This is a genomic window from Pseudarthrobacter sp. NS4 (assembly GCF_024758005.1).
Taxonomy (GTDB): Bacteria; Actinomycetota; Actinomycetes; order Actinomycetales; family Micrococcaceae; genus Arthrobacter.
In genome coordinates, this window is sequence record NZ_CP103288.1 from 3,239,158 (window position 1) to 3,259,631 (window position 20,474).

Consider the following 20,474-nt stretch of genomic DNA (forward strand, 5'->3'; position numbering starts at 1 on the left):
CCCAGAACACCACCACAAACAGGTGCTGCTGAGCATGCCGGGCTTCGGACCCGTCCTGGCAGCTGAGTTTCTTGAGAACGGCACGAAAAGAAAGCCAGGCAACCAGCTGGTGCTTCCGCAAAAGACAGGCCCTCGACGGTAACGGCAAAAAGGTGTTCTCCCGGGTCGTGCTGGAGCTGGGGGACGCGCCGGTTCCAGCATGCACATGCACAGTCGGATGTAGCGTGGTCATAATGGCGTTCCTGCCCGCATCCCAGGCGCAGACCAACCCCATAGCGCCGGCGTCTGGGAGCCCGCCATTGCGTTTGCCGTCATTACTTCAATGAAGGGCGGAACAATTGGACCACTTCCTGCAGAGTCAAACCTGGGCAGACTTCAAGGCTTCTCTCGGCCGCAGGGTCCACCAGCAGTCAGGTCCGGGGTGGAGGTTCCTGGCCGTGGAGGAAAAGAACCCCGCAGGAAAGGTGCTGTATGCACCATACGGCCCGGTCGCAACTTCCCCTGAAGCGTTCGACGCCGCCCTGGCGGCCCTCGTTAAGGCCGCACGGTCCTGCGGTGCTGTCTTTGTCCGGATCGAACCTGTCTCCGCCGGGCTGGAGCTGCCGTCTGCCGCAGCGGAACTCCGGCGCCGCGGCCTGCAGCCCGCACCTGTGAATCAGCAGCCTGAGCTGAGCCGGGTGATTGACCTGGAGGGCGACTTCGAGGACGTTTTGGCGGCGATGAAGCCCGTAAACCGGAACCTCTATCGGAATATTCACAAAAAGGGCGTCACCTTCCGCACCTCGCAGGATCCCGGTGACATCCGGATTCTGCTCAACTTCCTTCACATGGCCGCCAGGCGTAACGGTTTCAAGCCCCAGAGCGACGAATACCTCACTCAAGTAGCAGCTTCGCTGATGCCGGCCGGCGCTGCCACGCTTTTTGTCGCGGAGCTGCACGGCGACCCTATAGCGGCAGCGCTTGTCTACGATTCAGCAGACACCCGCACGTATGCCCACGCAGCCCTTGACGACTCACACCGGAAGCTCAGCGCAGGGATCCCGCTCGTGGTAACCCTGATCGCGGATGCGAAGACACGTGGCCTCAAACATGTGGATCTCTGGGGTGTTGCGCCGTCGGACCAACCGGATCATAAATGGGCCGGCTTCACGGCGTTCAAAAATTCCTTTGGCGGCCGGGAGGTATCGTATCCCGGCACTTGGGACCTGCCGGTCAAGAAGTTCCGATACAGGGCCTACCGGCTCGCGCGCAAGCTCCGGACCAAGCTCCTCCCCACTCCTTCGGCTTGAACGCGGGGCGTTACGGTCCCGTCAAGAATCCCCCTAAGCCATCACGAGTGCATAACACGGGGTTGTTAGGCCGTCTCGGGCACGTAGCCTGATTAGTGAGAGGCATTGCGAAACCGGATCTCACGGAACCGCAAAATAAAGCCCATAACAAAATGCCCACCAGCAACGAGCCGCCCTTAGTGGCCTCCGGCAGACGCACCAGGGCCCCCTTCGCCCCGCTAACGGCACCGCCGACTGCGGCCAGATGGCCCCTGCCCTCCGCCTCGGCCCCTGAGACAGGGCAGGGAATCCGGCACCGGCAGGAACCTCCTATCGGTGAATGTTGAAAGGTAGTGGTTCTAATGGCAATGACAAGCAAAGCAGGCGTACTGATCGCAGGATCTGCCCTGGTGGCGGGCCTGCTTACAGGTTGCGGAGAACAAACGGTGGTCGAGGAGGCTCAGGAAGCAGGCCCCACCGCTGAAGCGGCGATTCTGGGTGAAACGGTCACTCTCCAGGCGGAGGTTCAAGACATCATCGGGCCTAACTCCTTCACGGTCGGCGATGACACGCTGGTCTTGGGTGAGGGTATAACCGAAGGCCTGGAAGACGGGGAACAGGTACAGGTCACCGGGACCGTCCGCAGTTTCGTCAAAGCGGACGTGGAAAGGGACTACGGCCTGGACTTCAACGATGATGAAGACTCCTTCGTCGTCGAGTACGAGCAGGATCTGGCCGTAGTGGCAGACAAGGTCCAGAAACTCCCTTAAGCAAGGAGGCAGTGGCACCCCTTGGCAGGGCGGACATTAGGGCTTCCCTTCGGGGTTCGCTGCAGTTCCCGCTTGGATAGGTAGCTTCTGGAAAGCGGCCCTGGACGGTAGTGAAATTTGGAAAGGGCATGTCCATGGATAGGGAAAAAAAGGTCTTCGCGGCGATGGTGGCACCATGTGTTGCGGCGATGCTTCTAACCGGGTGCACTCCGCCCGCTGACGAAGACCGTTACGCGGTAGCTGTGGGGTCAGACAAAGACTTTGCGGGCCTTGAATTGCGCAGCGTCTTCATTGTCGCTTCGGGCGAAAATGAACCCGGCCGGATCCTTGGAACGGTCTTCAATACAACTGGCGAGAATGTGGATCTGGTTATTGGAGACCGTGACGACGAACTGCCGGTGAGCATTCCAGCTGGCGGGAAGGTGGAATTCCAAGATTCCCCGGTTGTGCTCAGCAGCACAGAAGCCAGTCCAGGCGCGCGGACCGACCTGACTGTCACAGCGCAGGGTGACACGACAAGTTTTGACGTGGCCGTCCTCGACGGCACCCTGGAGCAATATGCACCGTATGTTCCCAAATAGGGATTAGGTCATTGAGTCAACTGACGCGGCCACCCGAGGTTCCAACCGAGGGGTAACTAATTGCCCTTGAACTGTGCGCCACTCAGCGCGCAGTGCATTAAGAGAACTAGTAAGCAAACGGTAATTGTATGTTACTGGCCATCCAATCAGATGAGGAGCACCAGCATCATGGCATCAAAGAACACCAGCGGGTCCAGTACCCCTAAGGAACATCGCGATGACGCCGTTGCCGCTGAAAAGGAGCGGTTCGGCGGGATCAAGTTCGGTTCAGCGTTCTTTGGCTGGCTGACGGCCATCGGGCTCACTGTAATCCTTAGTGCCTTGGCCGCCGCCATCGGCCTGGGGGCAGGAGCTGCGAACAACACCAGCGCCGGTGAAGCCGCGAACCAGGCCACGGAGAATGCCCAGACCATCGGCATCGTCAGCGGGATCGTGCTGGCTATCGTCCTGTTCGTTGCTTATTACTGCGGCGGGTACGTTGCCGGACGCATGGCACGCTTCGATGGAATGAAGCAGGGCATCGCGGTCTGGCTGTGGGGCATCATCATCGCGATCGTCCTCGCCATCCTCGGAGCCATTGCCGGCAACCAGTTCAACGTCATGGCTACCATCGGCGGAGCCCCCCGGATCCCGGTCGACGAAAACCTCCTGACCGCAAGCGGCCTGATCGCCCTGGCTATCGCCATCCTCGTGCCCCTTATCGGGGCCATCATCGGCGGCAAAGCCGGCATGCGCTTCCACCGCAGAGTGGACCAGGCCGGCATCAACCACCAGACCGGCCTGACCCACTAAACCGCGGATCTCTTCCTGGACCGGCCCTTGAACCCAGGCCATACCTCGCCTCCCCTGGGTAGCCGCGACCCCGATGGCTGCGGAACTTCACCCGGTAACAACATAAGGACAAACAGCAGCAAATTCGGGGGTCACAAAAGGCCCCCGAAGGAGTAGCGTTCGACTTATGGGGCGTTCTTCCGCGCCCACCGCCAAAGGGGAGGTCATTCCATGGGTGAAGTGTGGATCCGTACGCTCGGCAACGGGCTGGTCCGGGCAGACAGAGTCACCGAGATTTCATCCACCCGCGGATCCCTGCATGAGGACCAGGGGTATTCGCTGAAGGTCATTGTTGACGGCAAGGGCCACGTGCTGATTGACGACGCCGACCTGCAGGGCACCGCGGCGGAACGGTTCGAGTACGCGCGGCACGTTGAGGACGCCCTGCTGCTCGCCATGGACGAGGCCCGTGAGAACGACGCTTCCGTGGTGATTTCCTACGAGCCCGAGCGCGAGCGCTGGTCCTCTGCCGCCGTCTCGGTGTTAACCGGAAGACTTCCCGAGGCGGTCGGCTGAAGCCGGGCCGCCGGCGCAGGAGGAGCCGGCGGCTACCGGGTAGAGGTTTCGCTTGATCAGTTGCACGGACCGTTTGCAGGCGCGCAGGGCGGTGCGCAGCGCCCGGAGCAGGTGGAGGCGGCCCAAGCCGGTCTTAGGCCCTGCCGCAGGACGCCTCCGCCCAGGCAGCCGCTTCCCTCCTTTGACCTGGCCAAATGATGCCGTGCCGGAGGGGATGCAAGGGGGAACATTCCCCTTTTTCCGCCGTCATCACGCGGGTAACGAAAAGACCATCCGATGTAATAAATGCCATGGTGTTGCGTGAGTCACATTTCGCCCCTACTCTGGATGAGGCTGATGCAAACGGCCATAGCAAGAAGCTGCAGCGTCGCAGCCAATGCCGGGGAAGGCTTTACAACTTGAACTCTAAGCTCAACATTGTTGTCCGTGTAGATCTCGACCACGCACGTGCGAAGGTGATTGCAAAGGGGCATATCACCGTCCACAGCGTCAACGCCCTTTATGTAGTAGCTAAGCGGGCCAATTCCTTAAGGGCAGGCCTGGATTTGGAACTGGATGTCTCGCACGCCCGCGTAGATGAAGCAGCCCTGAAAATGCTCCAGACCTCGTCTGAGACCCATCACTTGCCAGCCAGGATCGATCCGCAGCAAGCGCCCTGCACCATCAGCGTGCTGGCGCCGCGGCGGCAGGCTGCGGCAGCAACCACCCGCCTGGCCGCATAGGCCAAAGACCGCGGCAACTCCCAGCGCCCAGCGTGGGGCCCAGAGTTTGCCATCAACCTCTTCCACACTTTCCATCGACCCCTGAGTACAGCTCGATCTGAATACACGGATGGCTGTACTCTGGGATCATGGAGACTCTTACGCACGCGCCGGTCCTGGCGCGCTTCGGTTATGCAGTGTCCGACCCCACACGGGCAAGGATCCTGCTGGCCCTGGCCGACGGCGGCGCGTACCCGTCCGATCTTGCCGAGTCCATCGGCGTATCCCGCCAGAGCATGTCCAACCATCTGGCGTGCCTGCGCGGCTGCGGCCTGGTGGTGGCTGTTCCGGACGGCAGGCGGACCAGATACGAACTTGCCGACGGCCGGCTGGGGCACGCCATGCGCGACCTGATCGGTGTTGTCCTGGCGGTGGATCCTGCCTGCTGCGCCCCGGACGGGACGTGCACGGCATGACCAGCCTCCAGCTCTCACCGGCACCGGGCCGGCGTGCGGTCCTGACCCGCCGCATCCGTTTCTTCGCTGCGGCCACCATCACCTACAACGTCGTTGAAGCCGTGGTCGCGCTCTGGGCCGGGAATGTTGCCGGTTCGGCAGCGCTGATCGGTTTCGGCCTGGACTCCGTGATCGAGGTGGCCTCCGCCGTCGCCCTGTCCTGGCAACTCGCTTCGAAGGACCCGGAGCGGCGCGAGCACCTCACGCTGCGCATCATCGCCCTGTCCTTCTTTGCCCTCGCAGCCTTCGTCGCCGCCGACGCCGTCCGGTCGCTGGCCGTCGGTGAACCAGCAGGGCATTCCACACCGGGCATCGTCATCGCCGCGCTGAGCCTGGCCATCATGCCGGTGCTGTCCTGGCTGCAGCGCCGGGCCGGACGGGAACTGGGCTCCAGAACAGCGGTGGCGGACTCCAAGCAGACGCTGCTGTGCACGTACCTCTCAGCCGTGCTCCTGGTGGGCCTGCTGCTCAACAGCACGCTGGGTTTGTGGTGGGCCGATGCCATCGCGGCCCTGATCATCGCCGCCATCGCCGTACGTGAAGGCATCAATGCCTGGCGCGGGGATGCCTGCTGCGCCGGTTGCGGTGGCCCAGCGCCGGCAGAGCAGGGCCCAATGACGCCCTAGGTGTCCGGCTGCCAACAGGAGCGGAAAAGTCGAGTACCCAATACTGTGTCCCGCTTCTTCCGTCCCGCGTAGGGTCCTTCCTAAGCCTGGGGGTGGTCAAGGCCCTTTTTCCCGGCCGGGAGGAGGGGTCACCCCCTCCTGGGCGGAAGGACATTGCTGATGCAGGACGAAGGGCTCGCTCCGCCCCTCCTGGACCCCTCCGTGCTGGACAGGCTGCGCGACGATGTGGACGACGACGAGGGCATCTGGAAGGTGTTCGTGCAAAGCTTCATCGCACAGCTTCCCGACAGGACCGAAAGGCTGCGACTCACCCTGACAACCGGGGATCTGGGTGGTGCCATCGACGCCGTGCTCAGCCTGAAAACCTCAAGCCAGATGGTGGGTGCCCAGCGCCTGGCGGGCTTGGCCTTAGGTCTGGAGAGGTCGCTGCGGGAAGATGAGAGCCGCGCCGAACCCGCCGTTGTCCTGCCCCATCTGGCAGCGGCCCACCTTCGCCGGATCAAGCAGTGCAGCAGACAAACCATCTACGCGCTGCAGGCCTGGCTGTAATGCTCGCCGGACGAGGCAAACCGGGCCGATCGGTAGGATTTTTATTATGAAGATGGCCATTGCGGGGGGAACCGGAACAGTCGGACGCCACGTTGTGGAACTGGCCCGCGAGCGCGGGCACGACGTGGTCAGCCTGAGCCGCTCGGAGGGCGTGGATCTGGTTAGCGGAAGAGGCTTGGAGCAGGCTCTTCATGGGATGGATACCGTGATCGACGTATCCGGCATTGAGTCCATGTCGACAAAGAAGAACGTGGACTACTTCACCAACAGCACCCAGAATCTGCTGGCAGCTGAGAAGAAGGCGGGTGTCCGGCACCACATTGCGCTCTCCATCGTGGGCATCGACCATGCCACGTCCGGTCTTTATGCGGGAAAGCGGGCGCAGGAGGACGCGGTCCGGCACGGCGGCGTGCCGTGGACCCTGCTGCGCAGCACGCAGTTCCACGAGTTCGTGCCGCTGACTATCAAGGTTGCCTCGGCAGGGCCGCTGGTAGTGGTTCCCAAGATGTTTACCCAGCCCATAGCGGCGCGGGAGGTGGCCGAAGCCCTGATCGCGGCGGCCGAGTCTGGACCGCAGGGACGCAGCACAGATCTGGGCGGTCCCCGCACGGAGGAGCTGGCGGATCTTGTCCGCGCCTACCTGGCCAAGACTGGCCAACGCAGGAGAATCCTCGAGGTTCCGTTCCCTGGGCCTATGGGGGAAGCCATGCGCCGCGGCGACCTGGTCCCGGCGCCGGGCGCCGCCGTCGGACGCCAAACGTTCCTCGAATGGCTTGAAACACGTAGTGGCGGGAGCGGTCAGGAAAAGTAGAGTACCGGCTACTCGTGTTCTCCGCGGGTGCCGCCCCTAGATTCGATGAAAACCCGCGCAGCTGCGGGCGGACCGGAAGTCGAGGGGGCAGAAAATTGGCAGTACAACCGGTAGCCGGAAGCAGGCGAACCCAAAACCCTGGGTTCCTGCTGGATCTGATCACGGGCGCGGAGACCGATCTGGACTCGGTGCAGCGGTTGGCGGAGGCTGCTGCTTTCGCCCTTGGCGGGTCTGGAGGGGTTGATTGTGCCGCCACGTTGACGCATGCGGGCCGTCCGCCCGTCACCGCAGGGAATGTGGGAGCGGCGGCGTGCGTTGCGGACTCCGAAGCCCGTTACTGCGACGGTCCCATGGTCCAGGCCGCCGCCATCTCGGGTCATGTGTCGGTGACCGGGGACGGGCCGTCCCAGCGGTGGCAGGCCTACCGGCGCCGGTTGGTGGGATCCGGGTATGGCGTGGCACTGGCTGTTCCGCTTGAACTTGACGGCCGAACATCCTGCGTCCTGGTGTTCCTGGGTACCGCCGGCTTCGAATTCACGCAGGACTTGGTAGACGAGGCCTCGCGGTTCGCGGCGGTGGCGTCACAGAGCATGAGGCTGGCCGTTGAAGTGCGCAGCATCCGCGCCGCCGGGGACAACCTGAAGACTGTCCTGGAGAGCCGCAGGTCCATCGACGTGGCCTGCGGCGTGATCATGGCGCAAAACAGCTGCTCCTACCCGGAGGCGTTCAGCAAGCTCGCCGGCGTTTCCCGGCAGCGGAACCTGAAGGTCCGCAGCGTCGCCGAAAATATTGTCAAGGCGGTGACCGGCGGGATGCCGGCAGCCCGGTTTGATCTGCCGGCCCTTGCGTAGGCGCAGTGCATGTGGACTAAACAGAGCCAGGGTTTCTGCCCGGCATGCGGCAGGACCACCAACCACGTGACGCACTATCACAAGGACGACGGCGGTACGCTCGTAGCCCGCGTCCATTGCGCGGAGTGCCGGGAACCTTCCGGGATGACGGCCAGACACCACAGTTCCGGGCTGCAGTGGAAATCCACCGGCGTCGGGCAGTCTGACATGAGTACTTGAAGCAGGGTTTGAGTCCCTACCTGACAGTTATGGGTGCCGGCGCACCTTGCACGTCCGGTTAACGCAGCCGCGTTAGCCGTTCGATGAAGTCGTCAGCCTGCGCCAGGTTTCGGGCCATCTTTGCTCGCTCGTGCACCGCCCTTTCCAGGAACTCCGCGAGGCGGGCCGGGTGACCCGCATCGGGGGGCGCTTCAGAAAGCGAAGCGAGCATCGCCAGGATCTCCGCCATCTCCTCCAGCGAGAAACCCAGCGGCTTCATCTGCTTGATCACCATCAGGCGCTCGAAGTCGTCCTCGCTGTAGACGCGGAAGCCACCGTCGGTGCGGGCCGTCGCCGGCAGCAGGCCGACGTCGTCGTAATGCCGGATGGTCCGCAGGGACAGCCCTGTCCGTTCCGCCAACTCGCCGATATGCATGGTGTCGCTCCCGGTCCTGGCCGTCATAGGGCCCTCCGTTCCTTGTCCGGGGTCAAACTCTACCATCACGTTAGGGTAGAGTTTTTGGTGAGCGGTGAAACCTTCGAGGGTCATTCCCCTCTTCCGGCGCGCTGCCGCGCCCCCTTCATTCTTTGAAAAAAGCGAAGACACCGTAGTGTCTTCCTGACCATGAACGGAGCCAGCAATGGCCGTCAAAACCGCCGGGGAAGCCCCTGCCTACACGCCCGAACAGCTCCAGTCGGTCCGGGAAACCCTCAAATCGCCCAGAAGGCTCAAGACCGAAGTCCTCGCCGGCCTGGTCGTCGCGCTGGCGCTGATCCCGGAAGCGATCGCCTTCTCGATCATCGCCGGCGTCGATCCGCGCCTGGGACTGTTCGCCTCCTTCACCATGGCCGTCACCATCGCCTTCGTCGGCGGCCGGCCGGCCATGATTTCCGCCGCCACCGGCGCCGTCGCCCTGGTCATTGCCCCGCTGGTGAAGTCCCACGGCGTGGATTACTTCATCGCCGCCGTCATCCTCGGCGGGATCTTCCAGATCATCCTGGGCCTATCCGGGGTGGCGAAGCTGATGCGCTTCATTCCACGCTCGGTGATGGTGGGCTTCGTCAACGCCCTGGCCATCCTGATCTTCATGTCCCAGGTCCCCGAACTGATCGGCGTGCCGTGGCTGGTCTACCCGCTGGCGGCACTGGCCCTGCTCATAGTCTTCGGCCTGCCCAAGCTCACGAACGTCGTTCCGGCCCCGCTGGTCGCGATCGTGGTCCTCACGCTCATCACCGTCCTGGCCGCCATCGCCGTTCCCACGGTGGGCGACAAGGGCGACCTGCCCGAGTCGCTGCCGTCGCTGTTCATCCCGAACGTGCCCTTCACGCTTGAGACCCTGCAGATCCTCTTCCCCTTCGCCCTGGCCCTGGCCTTCGTTGGCCTCCTCGAATCCCTGATGACCGCCAAGCTCGTGGACGACGTCACGGACACCCGCTCGCACAAGACCCGCGAAGCCTGGGGCCAGGGCGTGGCCAACATCGTCACCGGCTTCACCGGCGGCATGGGCGGCTGCGCGATGATCGGCCAGACCATGATCAACGTCAAAGCCTCCGGCGCCCGCACCCGCATCTCCACCTTCCTGGCCGGCGTCTTCCTGCTCATCCTCGTCGTCGCCCTCGGCGGCGTCGTGTCGGTGATCCCGATGGCAGCCCTCGTCGCGGTGATGATCTTCGTCTCCTGGGCCACCTTCGACTGGCACAGCATCCATCCCCGCACCCTGAAGATGATGCCCAAGAGTGAAACCATGGTCATGGTCGCCACCGTCATCGTCACCGTCGCCACGCACAACCTCGCCATCGGCGTCGGCGTCGGCGTGCTGGTGGCCATGGTGCTGTTCGCCCGCCGCGTGGCCCACTTCGTCACCGTCGAACGAACCGTAACCACCACGGACGGACACGAAACCGCCACTTATGTGGTGGACGGCGAACTGTTCTTCGCCTCCTCCAATGACCTGTACACCCAGTTCGAATACGCCCTGGACCCGGACCACGTCATCATCGACATGCACGCCTCCCACCTCTGGGACGCCTCAACCATCGCCGCCCTCGACGCCATTACGGAGAAATACCACCACCACGGCAAGGACGTGAAGATCATCGGCCTCAACGACGCGAGCATCACCATGCGTGAACGCCTCGGCGGCAAGCTCGGCGCCGGGCACTAGTGCAACACGTACGACGGCGGCACACGGCCGCCGTCGTACGCCTCTGGTTCAGAAAGCACGGGTACAAGGCCCGCCGCTGCCCGGCCGGCGTATCCGCCGCTGATGGACAGGGGCCAGGGCCAGGTTCACAATGAGGGTGTGGTGCACTGCCCCTGATGTTCACATTACCGGCGGCCTCGGATGCAGCTGGTCACGGAGGAGGACTAATGCGGACGACACTGTTGAGCGCCGCTGTTTTCGCTGCTTTTCTTGGAAGCATGTTGTGGATTCCCGTTGCGGCCATCGCCTCCGGGGGCTTCGGAAGCACCACTTCCCAGGTTTTGTCCGCCTCACCGGGAGTTGGCCAGGGACAGCAGCCTTCTCCTACTGACGCTCCGACGGGCCCCACTCCTGCGCCGACCGGAACGGCAACTCCGCCCGAATCTTCGCCGCCTCCCCCGGAAGGTGCAGGTGGCTCCGGAACGGTGCAGGCGGACAACAGCACGGCCCTCGTGATCGCGGGTGCGGTCATCCTGGTGGTTCTGCTCGTGGCGTTTTACCTGTGGCGGCGCCGGGGTTCGGTGCGAGATCTGTAAACGGCACAAGCGTGAGGCGGAATAGATGAAAGCGTTAGTAGTGGCGATCCTGGTTGTCGCCGCGGTTCTCTTCATCGTCGGTTTGACGGTCAGGACCCTGGGGTTCCTCCTTGGGGTGGCCCCGGTGCTGTTGCTTGTAGCCCTGGTCCTTCTGCTCCTGAGCCGGTTCAGGGGACGGCGTATCCCGCGCTGACCGAGGTCACGTGAAGCTCAGACGGGATGGTTGCCGTCCTGTTCCTCAGGGTCCTGGTGCTCTCCGTAGCCCGCCGCCGAGGCCAGCCCGGCCACCTGCTGGCCGGCATTCGTCTGGCCTGGCGTGAAGTCTTTATCGGGCAAAGGAGCCTGCTCTTCGGCAGGTGCGGCGGAAATGTCCTCCCGCAGGTGGTCGTCGGTGGGCAGGTTCTCGGTACGCGGATCCTTTTCGCTCATGCCTCCAGCAAACCATCTGAAGCGTTCCTCCGGAAGGAGGAGGCATTGTGGTCAACCACAAATTTGCAGGCCCGTTCTTCCCTTTGACCGCAGGGTCCGTATTATTCATGCATGTGGACTAAACAGCACCAGGCCTTCTGCGCTTCCTGCGGGAGGGTCACAAATCATGTGACGCACTACCAGAAGGACGACGCCGGCTCCCTGCTTGCCGAGGTCCGCTGTGCTGAGTGCCGCAAAGCATCCCAGGCCGCCGCCTGAGCTATCAGGCGCCCGGCACCAAAAGGGAAAGCCCCTCCTAGGAGGGGCTTTCAACGTAGTGGTCAATTGTCTTTCGGTCTAGGTCAGCGGTGATGCACTCCCCCCTCCCGGACGCCCCCTGGCGCCCATCCGGACTATGACAAGAACTGACTTTAGTAACCGATTCCTGCGCAGTAAAGGGTTTCCCACAAAATTTTTCGGGGCGGCCCTGCTCCTCGAGCCAAAATCGGTGCCCTTCGTGGTGCCGTTCATGCACGCTCCAGGAAGCGCAGGCATATGCTGAGTCGGATGAACGCCGGAAAGTCCAGGAGATGATTGCCTCGTTCCGCGAGGGCAACGACCAGGACGCTTCCCCCTACCTGGAGTTACCGATGCCCCTTCCACCCGCCAGCAGGACCAGACGCTATGCAGTGCTGTCCGCCGCAGCGGCAGCCCTGCTCGCCCTTGCAGGATGCACTCCCGCCACAAGCCCACCCGCCGGCACCACGGCCACCAGCGGCGCCGCCGGGAGCGTGATGCCCAGCTCCCACGTCCACGGACTGGCCGTCAGCGGCGAAAGCAGCCAGGTACTCCTGGCCACCCACGACGGCCTGTTCGACGTAACCACCGTCCCGGCCAGAAAAATCGGTGAGACCAACGACCTGATGGGGTTCACCCCTGGCCCCTCGGACGGAGTCTTCTACGCCTCCGGGCACCCCGGTCCGGGCTCGGACCTGCCCAACCCGATGGGCCTGATCAAATCCTCCGACGGCGGCAAAACCTGGGAACAGCTCTCGCGGCAGGGCGAATCCGACTTCCACGCGCTGGCCGCCACGAAGTCAGGAATCGTGGCATTCGACGGAATATTGAGGACCAGCCCTGACGGCAAGGTGTGGGACACCGTCGCCGCAAACTTCGCCCCGGCCGTCCTCGCCGGGCACCCCGACAGCAACACGGTCCTGGCGACCACGCCCGAGGGAATCCAGCGCTCCACGGACGGCGGTACCACCTGGCAGCCGCTGGCCAACGGCCCGGTGATCCAGTTCGCGGCGTTCGCCCACCCGGCAGAAGCCGTCGGCGTCGAACCGGACGGCACCGTCCACTACTCCGCAGATGCCGGAGAGACCTGGACCAAAAAAGGCCGCATCGACGCCGAGGTGATGGCAATCGCTTCCATCAAGGGCGAGGACGGCCGCCCTTGGGTTTGGGCTGCCACCCCGGACGGGGTGGTCGTCTCCACCGACGGCGGGATGACCTTCCGGCCCATAACTGCGGACTGACGCCGGAAAGCAGGAGGCCGACGGCGGCGCGCGCCCGCCGTCGTCGGCCTCACCTTGTGCCCCCTCCGGTTGGACTCCTTGCCGGTTCTTGGGCTGGTGTTCAGGTTCCGTTCGCTTTTGCCTGATAAGCAGAACCCGTGGCCCTATCCCTTACGTTCCGCCCGCGCTTTGAAGCCGTCCACGCCCACGCTGGGTGATCTCGGCTTTGAGGCGATGGTCCTGCGGGGCGACACGCCCTCGGGAGAGATTGAAGCGTTGTTCCGGGCCGACCGTGGGCTTCGGGCTGTCGTTGTCGAGGTCAAAGGTGAGTTAGCCCTGTTGACCCGGGACCAGCTTGATCACCGCATGACGGGGCGGCTGGGCTACGGGCGGGCGCTCAACGCCCGCGCGACAGCGGAAGCGTTGCTGCCACGCACCACCTTCAGGCTGCCTCCGTCCTTGGACCTTCGGGCGGCCGCCGCCGCGCTGCTGGACCGGCCCGAGGAAAGCAGGTACCAGGATGTGCTTGTCGTTCCCGCATCAGGGGCGCCCCGCGTCGTTCCGGTTTCGCAGGTTTTCGAGGGTCTTTCCGATGTGTTCCGGCATGCGGCCGTCCATGACCCGCTGACCGGCCTCGCGAACAGGCTGGGGCTGGAAGAATCCTGGCAAGCCTTGCTGACCGGCAACGGTTCAACCCGTACGGCGGCGCTCTACATCGACCTGGATGATTTCAAGGTCATCAACAACACCTTCGGGCACAGGGCCGGCGACAGCGTGCTCACCGCCTTTGCCGCCAGGCTCAAGGCCTGCACCAAACCGGCGGACAGGGTGGCACGTCTGGGCGGGGACGAATTCGCCGTGTTACTGGCCGACGTCGACGAAACCATGGCCCGCACCCTCGCGGACCATATCCTCCATGACCTCAATGAGCCCTTCGCCCATGACGGGCACGCGCTCCGGGTTTCCGCCACCCTGGGGCTGGCCATGGCCAGCGACGTCGACGCCGACGGGCAGGGCCCCGGGACACACCTCGAAGACCTGCTCCGCCAGGCGGACGCTGCGATGCTGCAGGCCAAACACGAAGGCAAACGCCGGCTGGGCCGGATCGACCCCTCGCAGCCTGCCAGCCATTTCGCCCGCCAGGCCCTCATCCGCCGCCGCCTGCCGCACGCCCTCAGCAACGCAGGTTTCAGCCTCCGCTACCAGCCGCTGATGGACATTCCCACCGGCTCGTGCCACGCCGTGGAGGCGCTGCTGCGCTGGGAAGACCCGGAACTGGGCGCTGTCTCCCCGGACGAGTTCATCCACGTTGCCGAACACACCGGCATGATTCACGCGGTGGGCCGGTGGGTCATCGACGAGGCCTGCGCGCAGGCCCGTGCCTGGGAGGACGCCGGCACGCCCCGGGCAATTTCGGTCAATATTTCGCCACTGCAGCTGGCCGCCGGGAGCCTGGTCACGGATATTCGAGCATCCCTGCAGCGGCACGGCGTGCCAACGTCACTGCTGAACATCGAGATCACTGAAAGCGCCGCCATCGTGGATCTCCCGTCCGCCGCGGCACAGCTGCGAACGCTGATCGATTCCGGCATCGGGGTGGACCTGGACGACTACGGGACGGCCTATTCCTCCCTGTCGCTGCTGCGGGAGCTTCCCCTCACCGGCTTGAAGCTGGACAAGTCGTTCATCGATGCCATCGATACCGATCCCACCTCGGCGATCCTGGTGGCTGGCGTCATAGCCCCTGCCAAGGCGCTGGGCCTCAAAACCACCGCGGAGGGCGTGGAACGCGAAACGCAATTGGCGGTCCTGCGTGAACTGGGCTGTGACACCGCACAGGGATACCTGATCTCACGGCCGCTGGCTGCGGCGGATTGCGGCAAGTCCTGGCCTGCCGGACCTCCACGGCGGGCAGGTTGGTCCGCCTAGCGTGTCAGGGCGACGGCCGCGACCGCCAGGACAACCAACAGGAGGGCGGAATCAGGCCCTGGCTCTCCGCTTCATCCAGCCCCATACCGCCGTGGCTGCGAACAGGACCAGGCCGATGACGGCCAACCAGAGCAAGCCCTCGAGGATGAAGCCCAGAACCGAAAGAACGAGCCAAATGATAAGCAGTGTGATGATAATTCCCATGCCTGAAAGCCTACGCCACCCGGGAACCGCAGAGACGGTCCATAACGGGAGAGTAAATCTGCCGGGAACCCTGTTGCATATCAGTTACATGCGTTGATAAGGCCGCCGCCCCTGCCTAGCGTGGAAAGTGTCCTCAAGCCTGATTCAAAAAACCGAGGAGGGGCTCCCATGCCGCTGTCGGATGAAGAGCGCAGGCGCCTTGAAATACTTGAACAGGAACTAACCTCCAGCGATCCGGACCTGGAGCGCAAGCTGCACTCCGGAGCACCCGGCCACTTCCAGAATTCAGCGGCGAGCACTGTCCGGGGAGTTCTGATTGTCATTGCCGCTTTCGCACTCGTCATTGCAGGAATTGCGACCGAGATCACCATCATCGGAGTAGTCGGCTTCCTGCTGATGGTTGCGGGCGCGTACTGGTTCCTTAAGGACTTCGGCCCCCAGGACGGGCCAGGAAAGCCCTGATGAACTACTGCTTCGGCGCGGGTGTTGCGCTTCGTCCTTGACCTTTCGAGTCGAGGGCGGTGTCGCGTTCGGCCCTGGAAACATCCCCGCCGGTGCTGCCGCTGTCGGGGTTTTCATTCCACGCTTTGATGGCGGCCCAGCCAACGGCTGCTGTGGGGACTGCGAGGATGGCGCCGATGATGCCTGCGAGGATGGTGCCGGCGGTGAGGGCCAGCAGTATGACCAATGCGTGCACACTCAGGGTGTGGCCCATGACCACTGGTTGAAGGAAATTGCCTTCGAGCTGGTTGACCAGGATCACGGCAATGATCACTATCACCGCGGTGGCCGGCCCGTTGGCCACCAGGGCCACGAGTGCGGCCAGGGCGTCAGCCACGGTGGCCCCAACAAGCGGGATGAAGGCACCGGTGAAGACGACGGCGGCCAGCGGCAGCGCGAGCGGAACCCCGAGGATGATCAGGGCCAGGCCGATGAAGAATGCGTCAACGGTGGCCACGATGGCGGTCCCGCGAAGATAGCCGCCGAGTACGGCCAGGCTTTCCTGCCCTACCCGCCTGGCCCTGACCAGGCGGGTCCCCTTGAACGCGCGCAGGACGAAAGCCCAGATACGTTCGCCGTCCTTCAGGAAGAAAAACAGGATCACGGCCGTGAGCAAGGCGCCGGTAAGGAACGTGCCTACCGCACTAAGCCCGGTGACGACACCGGAAGCGGCGGTGCTGCTGGTGACGAAGTCAAGGACGGCTTCCCTCGCCTGATCAACCTGCTGGTCATCCACCGGAATGGGGCCGTTCCGAACGAACGCGTACAGCTGGTCAAATCCTGCAACAGCGCTGCGCGCAAGTTCCCCTGCCTGTCCCATCACGGCGAAGACCACGGCGGTCACCAGGAAACCGAGCACCAGCAGCAGTAACACAAAGGAAGCGCCTGTGGCAGCGGCACTGGGCCACCCCCGCTTGCGCAGCCAGTTCACCAGGGGTGCGATGGCCGCAGCGAGTATCAGGGCCAACATCAGGGGAATGACCACCAGCCGCACCTGGACCATCGCGTAAACGAGCACCGCCGCGAGGGACAGCAGCAAGAGCGTCTGACCCGCCCGAATGCTCACGCGGCCGTAGCCATCCTGCCACGGGTTTTTCCGTTCCAGATCCTGCATTTGTTTGTCTCCCCTGAATCCAGGCGTCGCTGTTACGGGCCGGATACAGGCACTACGCACAGTTCAGCAACCCGTCAACCGTCTGCCGGCCCAGACTCTAAACCTCTCATGGAATCCGCAATTTCCACGGCTCGTCCTGCCTTGCCGGCGGGCCACGTCGATCTGCCCCGGGCCTGCGGATATCCGCAGACTTCCAGCATTTTCCTTCCGTCAATTACTCGCGTTCGTATGATTCATACATGCATGACCGGTTCAGGAACGTGCAGGGTTGTTGGTCCTCCATCCAGGCAGGAGCGGTAATTGATGCTGAAAAAAACTGAAACCCAGGCGCTCACGGATGTGGTGAACCGACTGGCCGAGCGCTTCCCTGGTGAGCCACGCTCCGTCATCGAAGACCTCGTTGCCCACGAACACAGCCTTTTTGATGAAAGCCGTGTTCGTGACTACATCCCGATCCTCGTTGAACGCGCCGCGAAGCTCCGCCTTGTTCACCGACAGCTGCCCGTGACCCACCCGGAACCACTCCGCGTCTAGCTGGCGGCACCAGGCCGTCCCCGAGGCGCCGTGGAGGCGCACAGGGACGTCCTTTGCCGCGTACTGCGGCGGCACTGTCAGTGCTGCTGGCCCAAGAACGTCCGCTGGCTAGCTTTTCGTCCAGATCCCTACCCAGTCCACATACACATGGCCGCTGGTTTCAGGTGCAGGACAGCCTGTCAGGCAGGCCTCCGTCTGCAGGATGTAGTGCATTGGCTTGTCCGGCACGGGTGAAGTGACAACGCCAATCGATTTTCCATCAAGGAAAAACTCGATCTTCCCGGGACTCCACTCAGTGGTGGCTGTATGCCAGGAAGTGAATGCGGCATTGGGGCGAAGAACTTCGATTACGTGCGTCCCGCTTGCGTCAAGGCCGTGCACGGCAGCGTAGATGACCTTGGACAGGTCCCCCTCCGGAAAATCGATTTCCCCGTCCTGCGGCCACTGCTTGCTGTCGGGCCAGAGCAGCCAGGCCAGCTTGAATCCCGGCAGGGCGTCAGCCTTGAAGCGTACGGAGATGCGCCCATACACCAGGCTGTTCCAGGGCCGCTGGGTGGCTCCGCCGACTATGGGGGACGGTGCCGCGCCCATTGCTACGCCGTTTTCCGAGTGCAGATACATGTCCAGGACGCCGTCATGGACACTCAAGACCTTTGACGGGTAGTACCCGGACGTTCGCTGCCCCTTTGGTTGCTGCTGAGCAGCCGTGTCCGGCCAGCCGTCCTTGTAGTTCTCGCTCCACCTCGTGCCATAGATGGGGCCCGGGAAGCCGCCAAGGGGGACATCTCCCTCGGTGAAGTCTTCTGCAAATACCTGCGTCCAGCCGGGCAGGTCGCCCACCGGCAAGGCATCGGAGGAGGAAGAACCGGTAACTGCAGTCGGCTCCGCAGAATCGCTTTCCTTAGTTGGCTCTGGTGAGCCGGGCTCCGCAGGACCGGCATCCGCAGTGGGCTCCGCAGAACCGGCATCGGCACTTGGCTCCGGTGAGCCGGAATCAGCACTTGGCTCCGGAGAAGCAGCTTCCGCAGTGGGCTCTGCAGAACCGGAAACGGGGGCCACCGGGTTCCCGCCTTCCGCTTCAGCACCTTTGCTCCGCGAAGAATCTGCAGCAACGCTGATCGTGCCGCCGGCGAGAGCCAGCAAAGCGATAAACACGATGAAAATTCGAATTCGCGAACCGCGCTGATTTGCCTTCACGGATGCCACTGCACCGTCATCGAGAGGAGGCCGCGCCTTCCGGGATGCGCCCAGCCAGGCAAATAGGGAGTTGCGACGACTGCTTGCCAAGGTGTCCTCCCAGGGTGGTCCGGCAGGGATTACGGGCAAGAACGGAGTGCCAGCCTCATCCCCTTTTGTTCAGCCTAGGAGTGGGGTCACAGCATGTCACGAGTACCGAGTACTCTATTTCGCTACTTACGCTCGGCCAAATACTTGTTTTGCCTCCCCATCTGCCGCTGTCGTCCACCCGTCTTCCGGAGGACGTGGGGTTGGATGGCGGCCAGGAGGGTGGTGCAAGTAGCGCCCCAGGTGGTGCGGACATCGATGAATTCTATATTCAAGAGCAGGTCCGGGGTGGCGGGCCGTGATGCAGAAACGTCGGGTCAGATGCGGGTAAGTGCAGCGGCAACGACGGTTGCAGTGAGGACCAGGAGGATGCCCAGGACGGCGTAGCCCTGCCACTTGGGGCGGCCTTTATGCGGGTTGATGTCAACGTACGGCATGGCTAGCGGCGCATACCTCGTGGCGCGTCGGGGACCGAAACCCGGATAGCGCGGCGCTTGAGCCGGAGCATCTGGTACAGGACGGCAAAAGGAATCAGCAGGGTGCCCAGCAGCATGCAGAGCGCCAGGACAAAGTCGGTTACAGCCACAACAGACCTCCGGTGGTGAGCAGTGATCCCCCATGTCAGATCCCTTCGGACGGTACCCGTCCGTCACAGCATTGACAAGTACAGTCAAGCCCGGAGCATCAACCGCTCCATTCCGGTCGGCGGTTCGCAGCCCACCAGTTCCGCGGAAACACAGGGAAGTAAGGGTACTTCCCTGTTCGTTGCATAATGGGGCAGCGGGATCAAGTCATGCCCTGGATGACGCGTCATCGCTGCCCAGTGCATGGTCCTGCAGGGATGCGCTTTATGAACTCAGTGCCATCAGCACGACAACCAGGGTTGCCACCGCAAGCAGTGCCAGCAGAACGTAGGAAAGTAACCGAAACTGTCGCTGGCGCAATTCCCGCCGCGATTGACGACCGTAGTAGGTGCCCCCATATCTACCCATGCCGAGATGCTACAAAACCCAGCCTCAAGGATTGATCAAGTCACACTGTTTGTGACGGACTTCAACGCCGTGTCAGTGCTCCCGGCGGGTCTCCTGGAGCCGCTTGATGAACCAGCGGGACTGCTCGGGCCCGTAGGGCAGGACCGGGATGGCCTTGGTGGCGTCGCTTGGGGTGTCCCGGATGGACTGGCGTGCCTGGCGGACTGCGGTGCTCATGGTGTTGGCCATGGTCTTGACGAACTGGTCGCCGCACGGTTTCCCGTGCCCGGGAATCAGGAACTCGTAGCGGTGGCGCAACGCTGAAATGTGCCGGAGCGCATCCGCCCATTCCTCGGGGTAGGAGTCCTCGAAGGACGGGTGGGCGCCCTGCTCCACGAGGTCGCCCACGAACAGGGTGGTGGGGGTGCCCACCACCAGGTCGCCGTCGGTGTGTCCCCGGCCCAGGTAGAACAGGGTTGCGGTGAGCCCGCCCAGGTTAACCAGGACGGGCTGGTCCTTCACGATGGCGTTGGGGACCACGAGTTCCACGTTTTGGCCTTCACCGGCGGACATCTCCGGTTCCAGCGTCCCGACGAAACGGCGTTGGAGGTCCCCGCGCTCATCGATTTCGGCGGCGCAGTTCTGGTGCGCCCAGAATTCAGTGACGCCGGCTTCAGCGAACACCGCATTGCCGAAGAAGTGGTCGTAATGCGCGTGCGTGTTCACGACGACGAGCGGCAGCCCGGTCTTCTCCCGCACGGCGTCCAGGATCTCCCGGCCCTGCCGGGGACCACAGCCGGTATCGATCACCATGGCCCGCTCGGATCCCACCACCAGTCCCGTATTCAGCAGCGATCCTTCGGTGACCAGCACGTAATTGTCCGCGCCGACTTCGAGCCATTCTGACATTGTTTCTCCGTACCTCCGGGTAAAGGAGTGTTCGTTCGTCCAGGCGTCGATTCTACCCAGCGGGCCTCGGAATTTCCGGGAGGCAGAGAGAGTACGACGGCGGCACGCGGCCGACGTCGTACGCCTTACGTTCCTGGGGCGGCCGG

Annotated in this window: 25 protein-coding genes; 18 read left to right on the forward strand and 7 right to left on the reverse strand. The window is 63.4% G+C overall.

The annotated features are described in order from the left end of the window. Window positions 1–338: 338 nt before the first annotated feature. The 11 genes from NXY83_RS15305 to NXY83_RS15355 all read left to right on the forward strand — a co-directional run bounded on the left by NXY83_RS15305 (window position 339) and on the right by NXY83_RS15355 (window position 8,019). Complete coding sequence (locus tag NXY83_RS15305; RefSeq protein ID WP_258803046.1) at window positions 339–1,289, forward strand: lipid II:glycine glycyltransferase FemX; 951 nt, start codon at window positions 339–341, stop codon at window positions 1,287–1,289. 341 nt (window positions 1,290–1,630) lie between these two features. Continuing rightward, window positions 1,631–2,038, forward strand: coding sequence for a hypothetical protein (locus tag NXY83_RS15310; RefSeq protein WP_258803047.1), 408 nt, complete (start codon window positions 1,631–1,633; stop codon window positions 2,036–2,038). 110 nt (window positions 2,039–2,148) lie between these two features. Further along, on the forward strand, window positions 2,149–2,619 hold the full coding sequence (locus NXY83_RS15315) for a hypothetical protein (RefSeq protein ID WP_258803049.1): 471 nt from the start codon (window positions 2,149–2,151) through the stop codon (window positions 2,617–2,619). A gap of 168 nt (window positions 2,620–2,787) precedes the next feature. After that, a complete protein-coding gene (locus tag NXY83_RS15320) occupies window positions 2,788–3,411 on the forward strand; it encodes a hypothetical protein (RefSeq protein WP_258803051.1) in 624 nt (207 codons plus the stop codon). 210 nt (window positions 3,412–3,621) lie between these two features. After that, window positions 3,622–3,966: a hypothetical protein gene (locus tag NXY83_RS15325; RefSeq protein ID WP_258803052.1), complete on the forward strand. Its 345-nt coding sequence runs from the start codon at window positions 3,622–3,624 to the stop codon at window positions 3,964–3,966. A gap of 290 nt (window positions 3,967–4,256) precedes the next feature. Continuing rightward, window positions 4,257–4,688: a hypothetical protein gene (locus NXY83_RS15330; RefSeq protein ID WP_258803053.1), complete on the forward strand. Its 432-nt coding sequence runs from the start codon at window positions 4,257–4,259 to the stop codon at window positions 4,686–4,688. A 128-nt stretch (window positions 4,689–4,816) separates the two neighbouring features. After that, the gene (locus NXY83_RS15335) at window positions 4,817–5,143 is read left to right on the forward strand and encodes an ArsR/SmtB family transcription factor (protein ID WP_258803054.1); all 327 of its coding nucleotides are present in this window, start codon (window positions 4,817–4,819) and stop codon (window positions 5,141–5,143) included. Next, window positions 5,140–5,808: a cation transporter gene (locus NXY83_RS15340; RefSeq protein WP_258803055.1), complete on the forward strand. Its 669-nt coding sequence runs from the start codon at window positions 5,140–5,142 to the stop codon at window positions 5,806–5,808. The genes NXY83_RS15335 and NXY83_RS15340 overlap by 4 nt, the downstream gene beginning before the upstream one ends. 159 nt (window positions 5,809–5,967) lie before the next feature. Then, on the forward strand, window positions 5,968–6,357 hold the full coding sequence (locus NXY83_RS15345) for an Hpt domain-containing protein (RefSeq protein ID WP_258803057.1): 390 nt from the start codon (window positions 5,968–5,970) through the stop codon (window positions 6,355–6,357). A 46-nt stretch (window positions 6,358–6,403) separates the two neighbouring features. Then, a complete protein-coding gene (locus NXY83_RS15350; RefSeq protein WP_258803058.1) occupies window positions 6,404–7,168 on the forward strand; it encodes an SDR family oxidoreductase in 765 nt (254 codons plus the stop codon). 95 nt (window positions 7,169–7,263) lie between these two features. Next, window positions 7,264–8,019, forward strand: coding sequence for an ANTAR domain-containing protein (locus tag NXY83_RS15355; RefSeq protein ID WP_258803059.1), 756 nt, complete (start codon window positions 7,264–7,266; stop codon window positions 8,017–8,019). A gap of 277 nt (window positions 8,020–8,296) precedes the next feature. Here the strand turns inward: NXY83_RS15355 and NXY83_RS15360 are convergent, their stop codons facing one another. Beyond that, on the reverse strand, window positions 8,297–8,680 hold the full coding sequence (locus NXY83_RS15360) for a MerR family transcriptional regulator (protein WP_258803060.1): 384 nt from the start codon (window positions 8,678–8,680) through the stop codon (window positions 8,297–8,299). A 178-nt stretch (window positions 8,681–8,858) separates the two neighbouring features. Here NXY83_RS15360 and NXY83_RS15365 point away from each other — a divergent pair, with 178 nt between their 5' ends. The 3 genes from NXY83_RS15365 (at window position 8,859) to NXY83_RS15375 (ending at window position 11,150) form a co-directional block, all read left to right on the forward strand. Further along, the gene (locus NXY83_RS15365; RefSeq protein WP_258803061.1) at window positions 8,859–10,382 is read left to right on the forward strand and encodes a SulP family inorganic anion transporter; all 1,524 of its coding nucleotides are present in this window, start codon (window positions 8,859–8,861) and stop codon (window positions 10,380–10,382) included. 257 nt (window positions 10,383–10,639) lie between these two features. Beyond that, a complete protein-coding gene (locus NXY83_RS15370; protein ID WP_258803062.1) occupies window positions 10,640–10,957 on the forward strand; it encodes a hypothetical protein in 318 nt (105 codons plus the stop codon). 25 nt (window positions 10,958–10,982) lie between these two features. Next, the gene (locus NXY83_RS15375) at window positions 10,983–11,150 is read left to right on the forward strand and encodes a hypothetical protein (RefSeq protein ID WP_258803063.1); all 168 of its coding nucleotides are present in this window, start codon (window positions 10,983–10,985) and stop codon (window positions 11,148–11,150) included. A 17-nt stretch (window positions 11,151–11,167) separates the two neighbouring features. On the opposite strand, the gene NXY83_RS15380 is transcribed toward NXY83_RS15375, so the two are convergent. Further along, window positions 11,168–11,386, reverse strand: a complete 219-nt coding sequence (locus tag NXY83_RS15380) for a hypothetical protein (RefSeq protein ID WP_258803064.1) — start codon at window positions 11,384–11,386, stop codon at window positions 11,168–11,170. Window positions 11,387–12,015: 629 nt separating this feature from the next. Here NXY83_RS15380 and NXY83_RS15385 point away from each other — a divergent pair. Continuing rightward, window positions 12,016–12,903, forward strand: coding sequence for a F510_1955 family glycosylhydrolase (locus NXY83_RS15385; RefSeq protein WP_258806264.1), 888 nt, complete (start codon window positions 12,016–12,018; stop codon window positions 12,901–12,903). A 117-nt stretch (window positions 12,904–13,020) separates the two neighbouring features. Next, window positions 13,021–14,811 (forward strand): putative bifunctional diguanylate cyclase/phosphodiesterase, encoded by a 1,791-nt coding sequence (locus NXY83_RS15390; RefSeq protein ID WP_258803065.1) that lies wholly within the window; start codon window positions 13,021–13,023, stop codon window positions 14,809–14,811. 51 nt (window positions 14,812–14,862) lie between these two features. On the opposite strand, the gene NXY83_RS15395 is transcribed toward NXY83_RS15390, so the two are convergent. Then, on the reverse strand, window positions 14,863–15,015 hold the full coding sequence (locus NXY83_RS15395; RefSeq protein ID WP_258803066.1) for a hypothetical protein: 153 nt from the start codon (window positions 15,013–15,015) through the stop codon (window positions 14,863–14,865). Between the two features lie 168 nt (window positions 15,016–15,183). On the opposite strand from NXY83_RS15395, the gene NXY83_RS15400 reads away from it, so the two are divergent. Beyond that, window positions 15,184–15,477 (forward strand): DUF3040 domain-containing protein, encoded by a 294-nt coding sequence (locus tag NXY83_RS15400; RefSeq protein ID WP_258803067.1) that lies wholly within the window; start codon window positions 15,184–15,186, stop codon window positions 15,475–15,477. Window positions 15,478–15,481: 4 nt separating this feature from the next. On the opposite strand, the gene NXY83_RS15405 is transcribed toward NXY83_RS15400, so the two are convergent. Then, entirely contained in the window at window positions 15,482–16,630 is a 1,149-nt protein-coding gene (locus NXY83_RS15405) for an AI-2E family transporter (RefSeq protein ID WP_258803068.1), read from the reverse strand. Between the two features lie 303 nt (window positions 16,631–16,933). On the opposite strand from NXY83_RS15405, the gene NXY83_RS15410 reads away from it, so the two are divergent. Then, window positions 16,934–17,164: a three-helix bundle dimerization domain-containing protein gene (locus NXY83_RS15410; protein ID WP_258803069.1), complete on the forward strand. Its 231-nt coding sequence runs from the start codon at window positions 16,934–16,936 to the stop codon at window positions 17,162–17,164. Between the two features lie 108 nt (window positions 17,165–17,272). Here the strand turns inward: NXY83_RS15410 and NXY83_RS15415 are convergent, their stop codons facing one another. The 3 genes from NXY83_RS15415 to NXY83_RS15425 all read right to left on the reverse strand — a co-directional run bounded on the left by NXY83_RS15415 (window position 17,273) and on the right by NXY83_RS15425 (window position 20,328). Beyond that, window positions 17,273–18,319 (reverse strand): family 16 glycosylhydrolase, encoded by a 1,047-nt coding sequence (locus NXY83_RS15415; protein ID WP_258803070.1) that lies wholly within the window; start codon window positions 18,317–18,319, stop codon window positions 17,273–17,275. A 568-nt stretch (window positions 18,320–18,887) separates the two neighbouring features. Further along, window positions 18,888–19,034, reverse strand: coding sequence for a hypothetical protein (locus tag NXY83_RS15420; protein WP_258803071.1), 147 nt, complete (start codon window positions 19,032–19,034; stop codon window positions 18,888–18,890). A gap of 478 nt (window positions 19,035–19,512) precedes the next feature. Further along, window positions 19,513–20,328, reverse strand: coding sequence for an MBL fold metallo-hydrolase (locus NXY83_RS15425; RefSeq protein ID WP_258803072.1), 816 nt, complete (start codon window positions 20,326–20,328; stop codon window positions 19,513–19,515). Window positions 20,329–20,474 lie beyond the last annotated feature (146 nt).

Excerpts from the sequence above, each read along its gene's own strand:
- NXY83_RS15400 (WP_258803067.1), top strand. The coding sequence starts at position 15,184 with ATGCCGCTGTCGGATGAAGAGCGCAGGCGCCTTGAAATACTTGAACAG.
- NXY83_RS15385 (WP_258806264.1), top strand. The coding sequence starts at position 12,016 with ATGCCCCTTCCACCCGCCAGCAGGACCAGACGCTATGCAGTGCTGTCC.
- NXY83_RS15360 (WP_258803060.1), bottom strand. The coding sequence starts at position 8,680 with ATGACGGCCAGGACCGGGAGCGACACCATGCATATCGGCGAGTTGGCG.
- NXY83_RS15370 (WP_258803062.1), top strand. The coding sequence starts at position 10,640 with ATGTTGTGGATTCCCGTTGCGGCCATCGCCTCCGGGGGCTTCGGAAGC.
- NXY83_RS15310 (WP_258803047.1), top strand. The coding sequence starts at position 1,631 with ATGGCAATGACAAGCAAAGCAGGCGTACTGATCGCAGGATCTGCCCTG.
- NXY83_RS15375 (WP_258803063.1), top strand. The coding sequence starts at position 10,983 with ATGAAAGCGTTAGTAGTGGCGATCCTGGTTGTCGCCGCGGTTCTCTTC.
- NXY83_RS15365 (WP_258803061.1), top strand. The coding sequence starts at position 8,859 with ATGGCCGTCAAAACCGCCGGGGAAGCCCCTGCCTACACGCCCGAACAG.
- NXY83_RS15350 (WP_258803058.1), top strand. The coding sequence starts at position 6,404 with ATGAAGATGGCCATTGCGGGGGGAACCGGAACAGTCGGACGCCACGTT.
- NXY83_RS15320 (WP_258803051.1), top strand. The coding sequence starts at position 2,788 with ATGGCATCAAAGAACACCAGCGGGTCCAGTACCCCTAAGGAACATCGC.
- NXY83_RS15325 (WP_258803052.1), top strand. The coding sequence starts at position 3,622 with ATGGGTGAAGTGTGGATCCGTACGCTCGGCAACGGGCTGGTCCGGGCA.
- NXY83_RS15410 (WP_258803069.1), top strand. The coding sequence starts at position 16,934 with ATGCTGAAAAAAACTGAAACCCAGGCGCTCACGGATGTGGTGAACCGA.
- NXY83_RS15425 (WP_258803072.1), bottom strand. The coding sequence starts at position 20,328 with ATGTCAGAATGGCTCGAAGTCGGCGCGGACAATTACGTGCTGGTCACC.
- NXY83_RS15395 (WP_258803066.1), bottom strand. The coding sequence starts at position 15,015 with ATGGGAATTATCATCACACTGCTTATCATTTGGCTCGTTCTTTCGGTT.
- NXY83_RS15340 (WP_258803055.1), top strand. The coding sequence starts at position 5,140 with ATGACCAGCCTCCAGCTCTCACCGGCACCGGGCCGGCGTGCGGTCCTG.
- NXY83_RS15335 (WP_258803054.1), top strand. The coding sequence starts at position 4,817 with ATGGAGACTCTTACGCACGCGCCGGTCCTGGCGCGCTTCGGTTATGCA.
- NXY83_RS15330 (WP_258803053.1), top strand. The coding sequence starts at position 4,257 with ATGGTGTTGCGTGAGTCACATTTCGCCCCTACTCTGGATGAGGCTGAT.
- NXY83_RS15405 (WP_258803068.1), bottom strand. The coding sequence starts at position 16,630 with ATGCAGGATCTGGAACGGAAAAACCCGTGGCAGGATGGCTACGGCCGC.
- NXY83_RS15380 (WP_258803064.1), bottom strand. The coding sequence starts at position 11,386 with ATGAGCGAAAAGGATCCGCGTACCGAGAACCTGCCCACCGACGACCAC.
- NXY83_RS15345 (WP_258803057.1), top strand. The coding sequence starts at position 5,968 with ATGCAGGACGAAGGGCTCGCTCCGCCCCTCCTGGACCCCTCCGTGCTG.